General features: G+C 53.0%; 10 protein-coding genes. 5 read left to right on the top strand and 5 right to left on the bottom strand.

Features of this window, described 5'->3' with window-relative positions; all coding sequences use genetic code 11:
* The first annotated feature begins 4 nt into the window (after positions 1 to 4).
* Both LG201_RS12200 and LG201_RS12195 read left to right on the top strand, forming a co-directional pair.
* Complete coding sequence (locus LG201_RS12200) at positions 5 to 1315, top strand: hemolysin family protein (RefSeq protein ID WP_226772477.1); 1311 nt, start codon at positions 5 to 7, stop codon at positions 1313 to 1315.
* Complete coding sequence (locus LG201_RS12195) at positions 1308 to 2513, top strand: FAD-dependent monooxygenase (protein WP_226772476.1); 1206 nt, start codon at positions 1308 to 1310, stop codon at positions 2511 to 2513. The genes LG201_RS12200 and LG201_RS12195 overlap by 8 nt, the downstream gene beginning before the upstream one ends.
* An 11-nt stretch (positions 2514 to 2524) precedes the next feature.
* Here LG201_RS12195 and LG201_RS12190 read toward each other — a convergent pair whose 3' ends face one another.
* The 4 genes from LG201_RS12190 to LG201_RS12175 all read right to left on the bottom strand — a co-directional run bounded on the left by LG201_RS12190 (position 2525) and on the right by LG201_RS12175 (position 8920).
* Entirely contained in the window at positions 2525 to 5680 is a 3156-nt protein-coding gene (locus tag LG201_RS12190) for an efflux RND transporter permease subunit (RefSeq protein ID WP_226772475.1), read from the bottom strand.
* Positions 5681 to 5688: 8 nt separating this feature from the next.
* Complete coding sequence (locus tag LG201_RS12185; RefSeq protein WP_226772474.1) at positions 5689 to 7200, bottom strand: efflux RND transporter periplasmic adaptor subunit; 1512 nt, start codon at positions 7198 to 7200, stop codon at positions 5689 to 5691.
* Positions 7201 to 7223: 23 nt separating this feature from the next.
* A complete protein-coding gene (locus tag LG201_RS12180) occupies positions 7224 to 8483 on the bottom strand; it encodes a TolC family protein (RefSeq protein ID WP_226772473.1) in 1260 nt (419 codons plus the stop codon).
* 95 nt (positions 8484 to 8578) lie between these two features.
* A complete protein-coding gene (locus LG201_RS12175) occupies positions 8579 to 8920 on the bottom strand; it encodes a hypothetical protein (RefSeq protein WP_226772472.1) in 342 nt (113 codons plus the stop codon).
* Positions 8921 to 9112: 192 nt separating this feature from the next.
* Between LG201_RS12175 and LG201_RS12170 the strand changes: the two genes are divergently transcribed.
* Together LG201_RS12170 and LG201_RS12165 are read left to right on the top strand one after the other, a co-directional pair.
* Positions 9113 to 9769, top strand: coding sequence for a pyridoxamine 5'-phosphate oxidase family protein (locus LG201_RS12170; protein ID WP_226772889.1), 657 nt, complete (start codon positions 9113 to 9115; stop codon positions 9767 to 9769).
* Positions 9770 to 9802: 33 nt separating this feature from the next.
* Positions 9803 to 10357 carry an NADPH-dependent FMN reductase gene (locus tag LG201_RS12165; protein ID WP_226772471.1) on the top strand — a complete coding sequence of 185 codons (555 nt, stop codon included), beginning with the start codon at positions 9803 to 9805 and terminating at the stop codon, positions 10355 to 10357.
* A 7-nt stretch (positions 10358 to 10364) separates the two neighbouring features.
* Here the strand turns inward: LG201_RS12165 and LG201_RS12160 are convergent, their stop codons facing one another.
* Entirely contained in the window at positions 10365 to 11213 is an 849-nt protein-coding gene (locus LG201_RS12160; RefSeq protein ID WP_226772470.1) for an SdiA-regulated domain-containing protein, read from the bottom strand.
* 242 nt (positions 11214 to 11455) lie between these two features.
* On the opposite strand from LG201_RS12160, the gene LG201_RS12155 reads away from it, so the two are divergent.
* Complete coding sequence (locus LG201_RS12155; protein ID WP_226772469.1) at positions 11456 to 11893, top strand: HIT family protein; 438 nt, start codon at positions 11456 to 11458, stop codon at positions 11891 to 11893.
* Positions 11894 to 11913: the final 20 nt, after the last annotated feature.

Here is an 11913-nt window from a genome sequence, read left to right as displayed (position 1 = left end):
CATCATGGAAAGCAACTTTTTACTCATACTTCTCGCATTCTTCCTTGTTCTTCTTAACGGCTTCTTTGTGGCGGCTGAATTTAGCCTGGTCAAGCTCAGGCAAACCCGCGTCAAAGCCATTGCCAAAACTTACGGCTGGCGTGGCCGCATCCTGGCCAAAGTCCATGCCCAACTTGACGCCTATCTTTCTGCCTGTCAATTAGGCATTACCCTGGCCTCACTGGGGCTGGGCTGGGTAGGTGAACCTGCATTTGCAGAATTACTGGAGCCCTTGCTGCATCGCATAGGTGTCGATTCCCCGGAGATTCTGCATGGCGCCTCCTTCATCATTGCGTTTTTCACCATATCCTATCTGCATATCGTGCTGGGCGAACTGGCACCAAAATCCATTGCCATCCGCCAGGCAGAACGCGTGGGCTTATGGACGGGCGCCCCGCTCTATGCGTTTTACTGGATCATGTATCCCGCTATCTGGATGCTGAACACCAGTTCCAACTGGATACTGCAGAAAGCCGGGCTCAGCACTGGCCATGCTGCCGATGCGCAGTATTCCGCTGACGAGCTGAAACTCATCCTGCGCAGCAGTCGCGCTTCAGAAGAGCTGACCAAGGATGAATGGAATATCCTGGCGCACACGCTGGATTTCAGTGATCTTGAAGTCGCTGACCTGATGCGCCCGTTCAATGAAGCGATTTCACTCTCGGCAGATAACACTTTCGAGCAGAATCTGGAGATCATTTCCCAGCATCGTTATAGCCGCTATCCTTTTGTTGAAAAGAACGGCAAGGTCAAAGGCGTGATCCACCTGAAAAGCCTGTTCCTGGCAAAATTTGAAGCAGAGGAACTGCAAGACCTCAGTGGTTTTGTCCATCCTGCTCCATTTGTCCTGCCTGATATGCCCGCCATAGAGCTATTCCGCCGCTTCCGTGAAGGCAAGGCCACACACTTTGCCATTGTAGGACGCAAAGGTCAGGAGCCAGTTGGCTTCATTACCTTAGATAACATGCTGGGCGCATTGGTGGGTGAAATCCGTGATGAATTCCGCCAGAGCCAGAACGACTGGACCAAGCTGGACGATGGCACCCTGATCGGCAAGGGCAGCCTGCCCATCTTCACGCTGGAACGCGCACTGGGTGTGGAAATAGACAATGATGATGAAGTCGACTCCGTAGGCGGCCTGGTGCTTTCCAAGCTGGGCGACATTCCCAATGAAGGTGACAGTATCCATTTCAACGAGTTTGATATCGTCGTCAAGAAAATGAACGGTCCGCGTATCATCCTGGTGCGCATACACCCCAAACCACATCATGACTAAAGTAACAGCTGTCGATATTTTCATCGTAGGTGGTGGCATGGTAGGGAGTGCGCTGGCAGCGAGACTGGCCCCAAGTGGTATGCGCATTGCCCTACTGGAAAACCACGTACCAGCGGATTTTGACCCAAGCAGCACGCCCGATCTGCGTGTGTCTGCCTTGAGTCCAGCCTCCATCGACTTTCTTGAGTCCGCAAATGCCTGGACTGCGATTACCACGATGCGCAGTGCTCCTTTCAAGCGTATGCATGTATGGGAAAACCGACCGGATCAAGGCACCCTGTTTGATGCAGGTGAAATTGGTGCACCATGGCTGGGCCATATCGTGGAAAACCGCCTGGTGCAACTCGCCTGTCTAGAATCACTTAAATCCTACGACAACGCCACCGTACTCTGCCCTGACGACATCAGCCAGATTAGCTATCAGCCTGAAAGCAGTCATATCCAACTGAAAAGCGGACAAACGTTTGAGACAGCCTTATTGATAGGGGCAGACGGAGCAAACTCCCAAGTGCGTAAGGCCGCCAGTATTGCACTCGATAGCCAGCAATACCCCATGCATGCCTTGGTGGCGACAGTCAGCATTCATGGTGGCGAACGCGATATCACCTGGCAGCGCTTCACCCCAGATGGCCCGCAATCCCTGCTGCCACTCCCGGGAGACTATGCCTCATTGGTCTGGTATCACCGCCCGAGTGAGGTGCGACGCCTGCTCGCGCTTGATGATACCGCTTTACTGGATGCATTCCGCCAGCACTTCCCCAAGGCCTTACCTGAGATTACCGGATTGGTGCACCGCGGCAGTTTCGCACTCACACGTAGCCATGCCACCCACTATGTCCGCCAGGGCGTGGCACTGATTGGGGATGCCGCTCACACCATCCATCCGCTGGCTGGCCAGGGAGTCAACCTGGGATTCCAGGATGCTGAGGCACTGAGTCAGTTATTGCTCAACGCTTGGCAGGAACACCATCCCATCAATGCTTTAAGCCTCCTGAGACAATACGAACGGCAGCGCAAACTCGCGAATCATCTGATGCAACGAGCTATGGATGCCTTCAGTTATGGCTTCAGCAATGACATAGCACCCCTGCGATTTGTACGTAACCTTGGGCTGAGACTTGCCAATCATCAGAGCCCAATCAAGCATCAGGTAATTCGTTACGCTTTGGGCTTATTGCCACTACCTGGCAGAAAGTAATTCCCCTTTTTTCAACTGCGGCTCTGCACTAAATCCAGCCGATAAATCCATCGATAGAGGAGTGGCAACACTACCAAGGTCAACAGGGTTGAGGACACAATACCGCCTATCACGACCGTGGCGAGCGGCCGCTGCACCTCAGCACCAGTACCCGTTGCAATGGCCATGGGAATGAAGCCTAGGGAGGCAACGAGTGCGGTCATAAGGACGGGGCGTAATCGGGTGACAGCCCCTTCAATAATCGCCAACTCCAGCGGATTCCCTTCGTCGCGCAATTGCCGGATGAAGCTCAACATGACCAGCCCATTCAGCACTGCCACGCCAGACAGCGCAATAAAACCAACGCCGGCAGAAATAGAAAGCGGGATATCCCTTAGCCAGAGCGAAAGTATGCCGCCGGTGAGAGCGAAAGGTATTCCGGAGAACACCAGCAGACCGTCCTTTAACTTGCCAAACATGGCATACAACAAGATAAACACCAGCATCAGCGCCAGCGGCACCACAACTAGCAGGCGTTTGCTGGCGGATTGCAGTTGTTCGAATATGCCGCCCCAACCTACCCAATATCCAGGCGGCAACTGCACTTGCTGTTCCACCTTGAGTTGAGCCTCTGCCACGAAGGAACCGAGATCACGCCCGCGGATATTGGCTGTCACTACAACACGGCGTTTGCCATTCTCACGACTGAACTGATTGGGACCAGGCGCAATCACTAATGTAGCCAGCTCACCCAGCGGCATAAAGCTGGCCTGCATATTGTTTCCCGCAGGTAACCGCACCGGAATGCGCCGCATGGCATTGAGGTCGGCTCGGACCTCATCCGGCAGGCGCACCACAATGTCAAAGCGCCGGTCACCATTGAACAGCGTGCCAGCGACACGCCCCCCCACCGCAATAGAGATCGCCTCCTGCACGTCATTCACATTCAACCCAAGGCGAGAGATTAATTGACGATCTGGCTGTATCGTCAGCACTGGCAGCCCGGTTACCTGCTCCACCTTGACGTCCTCTCCTCCCTCTACCGTGGACAATATCTGCGCAATCCGTTGTGCAGCCTCCTCCATCACAGCCATATCATCACCAAACACCTTGACTGCCACATCACTGCGCACGCCGGAAATCAACTCGTTAAACCGCATCTGGATTGGCTGGGTGAACTCATAATTATTACCTGGCACTTCGCCAATAGCCTGTTGAATACTATCCACCAGCACGTGCTTGGGCAATGCAGGGTCTGGCCATTCAGACCTGGGTTTCAGCATGATGAAATTATCAGCAACACTGGGTGGCATAGGATCCGTCGCAATTTCAGAGGTACCTATTTTGGAAAAGATGCGTTCCACCTGGGGAAACTCACGCACGGTATGCTCCAGCTCATGTTGCATCTCCACGGCTTGGGTCAGGCTGGTGCCGGGAATACGCAGTGCATGCAATGCAATGTCCCCTTCATCCAGATTGGGAATGAATTCACTACCCATTCTGGTGAGCAGCAACAACCCCAATACCACACTGGTGATGGCTATGGTGAACAGGACAGCGCTATAGTGAAATGCCTGTTGCAGCCATCGCTGGTATAACTTTGCCAAATGCCCCATTACGCCATTCGACTTTTCGTGGATGTTGCCTTTGAGAAACAGTGATATCGCCGCCGGGATAAAGGTCAGCGAGAGCAGCATGGCAGCCAGTAAAGCGGCCACCACAGTAAAGGCCATGGGGTGGAACATTTTGCCTTCGATGCCGCTCAGCGCAAAAATCGGCAAGTACACCACCATGATAATAAGCTGGCCATATAGCAATGGCCGTCTGGCTTCGCTTGCAGCCAATAATATTTCCTGCCGCCTTTCTTCCAGCGTAAGCATCCGCCCATGCCGGGTTTGTGCATGAGCCAGCCTGCGTATGCAGTTTTCCACAATCACCACTGCCCCATCCACGATAATGCCAAAATCCAGTGCCCCCAGACTCATGAGGTTGGCACTCACTTTACTCCCCAGCATGCCGCTAAAGGTGAACAGCATGGATAACGGGATCACCAGCATCGTGATCAGGGCCGCACGTATATTGCCCAGAAAAGCAAACAGGACAGCCACCACCAGCAAAGCACCCTCAAGCAGATTGCCTTTCACCGTGCTCATGACTTTTTCTATGAGCACGGTACGGTCATACACCGTCCGCACTATCACACCTGGCGGCAAGGTCTGGTTAATTGCATGCAGCTTCTGCTCCACAGCCCTGGCGACCTCCCGGCTGTTCTCTCCCATGAGCATGAAGACAGTGCCAAGCACAATTTCTTCGCCATTTTCGGTCGCCGCGCCATTACGCAGTTCCTTGCCGATATACACATCCGCCAGATCTTTCACCCGCAAAGGCACGCCACTTCTGGTGGCCACCACAATCGCGGCAATATCTTCCTCGGAAGATACTTGGCCAGGCACACGTATCAGGTATTGCTCGCCGGATTTTTCAATATAGCCTGCACCTATATTGCTGTTGTTGCGCTCTAGGGCCTCCACCAGATCAGTCAACGCCAACCCATGTGCCACCAGGCGCTCGGGATAGGGCGCTACCTGGTATTCCTTGCTGTATCCGCCAACGGTATTGATTTCGTTGACACCAGGCACCGTCCGCAACTGCGGCTTGATGATCCAGTCCTGGATTTCACGCAGATCCGTCGGGCTATAAGGGCTACCATCAATTTTCAACGCGCCCTCCCTGGCCTCTACCGCCCACATGTAAATTTCACCCAGGCCCGTAGAGGTGGGGCCTAGCATAGGGGTGATACCTGCAGGCAAACGCTCACGCGCCAATTGCATCCGCTCATTGACCAGTTGGCGGGCAAAATAGATATCTGTGCCCTCCTTGAACACCACAGTCACCTGCGACAGGCCATAACGCGAAATGGAACGGGTCTGTTCCAAATGCGGCAACCCGGCCATGACGGTTTCCAGCGGAAAGGTAATGCGCTGCTCCGCTTCCAGTGGCGAATAGCCTGGGGCCTCTGCATTAATCTGCACCTGAACATTGGTAATGTCCGGCACTGCATCTATCGGCAGCTTCTGATAACTGAACAAGCCAATCGCTGCCAATAACAATACCAGCAGCATAATCAACCAGGGCTGGTAAACAGAAAATCGTATCAGCCGATCAAACCATGTGTCATAGGTGGTCATGATCGCTCCTAATGGTCATGCACGGCGCTGGATTTCCCCAGCTCGGCCTTGATGAGAAAGCTGTTTTTGGCTGCGTACTGCTCACCCTCGGACAAACCTTCCAGCACCTCGACATATTTATCATCACTACGCCCCAGCTTCAGCGGCCTTGCCTCAAACAGATCACCATAGCGCCCAAACACCACGGTCCAGTCTCGCAGGGTTTGTAGCCCCTCCAGTGAAACTGCAAGCGGTACCTCAATCTCCTCGGTGACCAGGTCAATATCGGCTGGAACGCCTGGCCGCCATTGCCCATTTGCATTCGGCAAGACAATACGTGCCATGGCCGTACGTGATTGCTCACCAAGCTGCGCCTGGATGTAAGCTACTTTGCCAATAGCTTGCTGCTTGAGTGCGGACGATCTGACCGTGACCTGCTGCCCAGGCAGTATCAGGTTAAGATCACGTGCATATACCGTAGCCTCTACCCAGACAGTAGACAGATCCGCCACCTGGTAAATATTGGTGTCTTCACGCAACACCTGGCCGACCGCAATCTGTTTGTCCGTCACGACACCATCGATAGGAGACCGTATTTCATAGCTAGTCAGATCATGGTTATTGGACACAGGGTTGATGCCCAAGACTGCCAGCTTCTGCTGGGTGCTGCGTAACACAATCTCCTGTTCCTGCATCGATTGTTTGGCCTGGAGGTAATCCTGTTTGGCAGATATCTTGTCCTCCCACAACTGCTTCTCGCGTTCATATGTAATACGAGCCAGCGCCACTCGCTCACGCGCAGCAAGCATTTCACTGCGTTGGTCCGCCAGTTGCTGGCTGGATACGATAGCGAGTAGTTGCCCCTTGCGCACCTGATCCCCGGCATTGGCAGCGACAGACTGCACCACGCCCCCCAGACGTGGCACGATGAGCACTGTGCGGTCAGCATTCAACCTGACTTCTCCAATCAGCTTGAGATTCGCCTTGATACGGGCTGGTGCTGCCGTCAGTATCTCAATGCCATTCATGGCCAGCTGGTGATCGCTGAACTGTACCCGGGCCTCCTGCTGCGCATAGCCAAAGCGGTATTGTTTGCCGGCATATTGGGCTAGCAACTTCACTTCAAATGAATGGGGCTCCACAATCTCGGTATCACTGGTCAAATACCCTTGTTCTGCATGCAGACGGAGGATCTGTACGGGCTGCCCCAATCGCTGAATTTCCATTGTGAGCTGGACTTTGGCCGGATCAAGCGGCTGAGTCCCGTCATAGGCATAGACACGAAAAACGGGTGCATTGCCCTGCTCATAGATAGTGGCCTCCAATGCCAAGCCGTCTTGCTTGAGCCATTTACCCGCATGTGGCCCTTTGGGTGTTTCAGTGTTCGCCTCTTCATGAGAATGAGGATGGCGGCCATGCTCATCTTGCCTATCGCTGTCAGCTTTTCCGCTGCTCAATATCCACACAGCAAGCACGATACCTAGCAGGAGAATGATCAACACGATCAACCACTGGCCTTTATTTACAATAGTCTTATTCATAGTAAGTACTTTCTCACTGACTTTTAATTTGGCTCTGCCGCTGGCAGGAAGTGGCCCAGCAAACGTCCAATTTCGGCATGAGCCCTATGCACGCCAAGCAGGGCGTTCAGGTATTGTGATTGCGCCTGGAACAAGGTCCGCTGGGCATCCAGCACTTCGAGAAAGTTGAATTTCCCCATTTCGAATCCCTTGCTCGCCGCATTAAATGCGCTACGCGCCCCTGGCAATATGTCCTGCTTCAGAGCCTCTGCTTCCTGGCTGCTCGCCAGCCACTGCTCATAAGCAGTTGATAGATTGGTACGGATATTGAGCTGCAAGGCCAGCAGTTCATCACGTGCCTTGTCAGCGCGACTGATAGCCTCATGGATATTGCCCTGATTACGGTCAAATACAGGGATAGGAATGGACAACCCCAGTACGGCCTGATTAATGCCTAGTTCCTGGTTGCGCTGCGCGCCCAAACTGACGGTCAGGTCAGGCACACGTTTACTGGTTTCCAGGCGCGTAATGGCTTCTCGACGCTCTATTTCCAGGCGCGCACGTTTCATCATGGGGGATTGCAGCAGATCATCCTGCAGGCTTGTATTCTCTGGCAGCAAGGGTAAAGACTCAAGATTGCCCTCGGCCTCCCCGATATCCATTGCACTACCACCCCAAAGCGCTGCCAAACGCTGGCGTGCCATGTTCAAAGCACGTCCTGCCTGGTTTTGCTCGATACGCACCGATGATTCTGCGACGCGTGACTTGGTTTCCTCGACTGGTGAGACTTTACCCGCCTCGACGCGCCGCACCGCTATTCGAGTGGCGCCTTCTGCCAGGCTGACAAATGAAGCGGCCAATTGCATGCGTTCCTGTGCCGCCAACACCTCATAAAAAGCCATGGTGACGGCAGCCGCAATCTCTGCCTTACGTGTCACGATATCGCTCTCTGCCGCACTCAACCCAGCACTGGCAGCTTCCATCCTGGCTTGGCGCTTGCCGCCTAACTCCAGTGGCTGGTCTATCTGTATGGTGGTGAGACGGTTAGCATTGCGCGTATCCTCAATGGAAGAGGAAATCAACGGATTGCGCCGCGTTGCCGCCTGCATCTGCATGCCCTCATTGGCCTCACGCTCACGCTCCGCTATTGAGATAGCCGGATTGGCCGCCAATGCCATCATCAGGGCATCATGTAGATTCAATGTATTATTTGTGGCCTTGCTGACGGAAAAGCCGCTGTCAGCAGCCATCACCATCAAAGGCAGAGCCAGCAACATGCTGGTAAAACAATAGATAATTCGCATCACGTTCTCCCAAAAATCCAAGAAGAATCCAGCGGTGCGATCAAGATGACAGGTTCAGGATCTGATGACCCTGAGGTTGGCACAGCGCCGCTGGATCAGGCAGCGGATTGCCAGTTGGGGCGGTCTATGCGTCCGGGAAAGATAAAATGGTAGGCGGGGAAATCAGAAAGAAAAGCCGAACCTGCGTGGATGTCCAACAGCTCCAGCAATTGCCAACTCAACATGTGGATATTACAGTCATGATGAACGCCTGCTGTGAGGGAACTGCCATCAGGACTGTCATTATCAGCGCTATTATCCGCATCCATCTGGTGCGTATGATGGCCAAAGTGTGCCTGGCTATCTGCTGCATCATGCTGACAATAGCCAGCCGCGATCGACCACACAGAGTGTAGTGGCAGCAGCAGAATCATCAATGTCAGCAAAAGTTTTTTCAATTTTCCGGGCTTGGCTGAAACAACAGAAGGCCATATCTTAGCCTTAATTGCCCGCGATTCCAACGTCATGATTGACGATGCCCCGCGCTTGTCACTACCATGTGCTGATAAAAACAATACAACTATCCCTTTCAATAACCCGGTCAATCACCGGTCAACCACACTGGGCAGGAGCGCGAGATGAGTGAGATATTGAGTGAAATCTATGGAGAGCAACATCGTGCATGGCAACGGCATTTTGACAGCGTCAATATGGCAGACCGGGTACGAGACCTGATCGTTACCCCTACCATTGCAGAAGAACATGCAGGCTTTATCAGCAGTCGGGATTTTTTCTTCCTTTCCACCATTGACCATCGTGGCTTCCCTACGTGCTCATACAAGGGCGGGCAACCTGGCTTTGTGAAGATAGTAGACGACAAGACGCTGGCATTCCCCAGCCTTGATGGCAACAGCATGTATCTATCCATGGGCAATATCACCCTCAATCACAAAATAGGCATGTTGTTCATTGATTTTGAAACCCCACACCGCGTCCGTGTACATGGGACAGCCAGCATAGACCAGCACGACCCGCTACTCTCCGAATTTCCGGAAGCGGAATTGGTAGTAAGGGTCAATATAGAAGAAATATTTATCAATTGCCCACGCTACATTCACAAACATGCACGTGTAGCAGCTTCAAAATATGTACCACAATCCGGCTGTGAAACTCCCACACCACAATGGAAACGCCTGGATAGCGTGCAGGATGTGCTGCCCAGCGATGAGAAACAATTGGTGGATGCCATGGGCGGCACCATCACCTTTGAACAATATGCGGAACTCGTCATGAAAGGTGATGCCTGACCCTATCATCAGCCATCCAAAGGAACATCGCTCATGACTACATTGCTAGGTATATCGGGCAGTCTGCGCAAGCAGTCCTACAACACCGCGCTCTTGCATGCAGCCAGTGCATTGGCACCAGCCGGGGTCACCATTGAGGTAGTCACCCTGCATGGCATACCGCTTTACGACGGCGACCTTGAAGAACAGGAAGGGATTCCGCCAGCTGTGCAGGCACTCAAGCAGAAAATCATTGGTAGTGATGGCGTCATATTGGCCACGCCGGAATATAACAACAGTATTCCTGGCGTCTTCAAGAATGCCATTGACTGGCTGTCCCGGCCATCTGCGGATATCCAGCAAGTGTTCGGCCAGCGTGCATTTGCCCTGGTGGGTGCCACACCCTCAGGGTTTGGCACCCTGCTGTCGCAGAATGCATGGCTCTCTGTACTGAGGCAACTCGGCGCCTATCACTGGACCTCTGGGCGCCTGCTGGTGTCGCGCGCTCATGAGGTGTTTGACAGCGAGGGGCAATTGCAGGACAAACGCATCAAGCAAGAACTACAGCACTTTATTCAGGAATTTACCAAGTTCACTGACAAGGTGTAGCGGGGGTTCAGCTTGCCAGGGCAGGTTTGAACACATAAAACAGGTTGGGCTCACTAATCACATAAATACGTTTGTCCGGGCCGATGGCCAGTCCTTCGGCTTGAGGTACATTGCGCTTCAGCCCCTGAAAATCACGCCAAAGTGCCAGCGTTCCCAGCATATTTCCCTGATCATCGTATTCGGCCACCATGCGTGACTCGTCACTTAATAACAGTACATTGCCGCTGACATGGTCATAACTGACGGCTGACAGATCACGTAAGCCGCAGGACGCAGTCTGCGCCAGTTTTTCGATGCGTAGCTGTATGGGCTGGTGAGGCAATGCATCGGCAAAGCCATGAATCGCTATCACACGCTTGGGTGAACGCTCTTTCACCAAGAGCAGTCGGTGGTGATCCGCATCCCAGACCACGCCTTCGAATCCCTTGTTATCCACGGCATACATGGCCAGTGTCAGTTCTGGGTCATGACTCACATCTATCTCAGCCACGCCATCCTTGATGCTGGTCAAAATCAACTTATGTTCCCGTTCATTCAACAGGACAAATTGATTTCCCCGGATATGGGCAATCCCCTCCATATCCTTGATGCCCTTGACATTGATCTTGCGTAATACCCTGCCATCCAGCCCCAGTTCGACAATCCAGGGCTGGGCATTCGAAACAGTGAACAAGGTATTGGTTTCACGGTTATAACTTAAATCGGACAGGTCAGCCCCTACCCCTGGAATCTTGACCGCCTCCCGCTCAACCACGTAGTCTTTGAGGTTGAGGCCAGACTGGGAATGCGGAGAAGTACTGCTCCAGAAGTGCAAGGCAATCGCTTCCAGCCTGAAGAAGTAAGCAGTAGTCAGCACCAGCAACAGACTGATGAATAGCCAGGTGGCACGCCGGCCTGGAAGATATTGAGCAATAGTAATTTATAATCCTTTGGGTGGAGTGCAGGCCTATGCGCTTTAACAGACGATATGGACTTACAAGCTTGCATCAGGCACATAAAAGACTGGGCTGAAGCATGCAGAGTTCCAGCAATGCTGGAAACTTTCAGCCATATATTATGCCAATAAATAAAATAAGGCGTTATCAGAGAGATGAATATATGAAGAATTGCGAATTATGCTCCACTCCTGGCGGTGAGCTTATCTGGCAGAGTGCGCTCTGTCGCGTGGTTCGCATTGAAGATGCAGACTATCCCGGCTTTTGCCGCGTCATTCTTAACCGCCACATCAAGGAACTGAGCGACTTATTACCGGCCGATCGTGAACACTTGATGACCGTGGTATTTGCCGTTGAGGAAGCCATCCGTGAAGTGATGCGTCCAGATAAGATCAATCTGGCAAGCTTGGGCAACATGACCCCCCATGTACATTGGCATGTGATCCCGCGTTTCAAACGTGATCGCCACTTTCCCAACCCGATCTGGGGCCAGAGTCGCCGCGAATCACTGCCGCAGGTGCTTGACCCATCTGTGGCGAGTGCATTGAAAACAGCCGTTCAGCGCAGATTGAATCAGGGTGAACAGGTATTCGCACTATGATCAGCCAGCCAGGGCCTCAC

Source organism: Methylobacillus gramineus, from assembly GCF_020532675.1.
Lineage (GTDB): Bacteria > Pseudomonadota > Gammaproteobacteria > Burkholderiales > Methylophilaceae > Methylobacillus > Methylobacillus gramineus.
The sequence above is the reverse complement of the archived record's forward strand: the minus strand, read 5'-3'. Positions and strand labels throughout refer to the sequence as shown.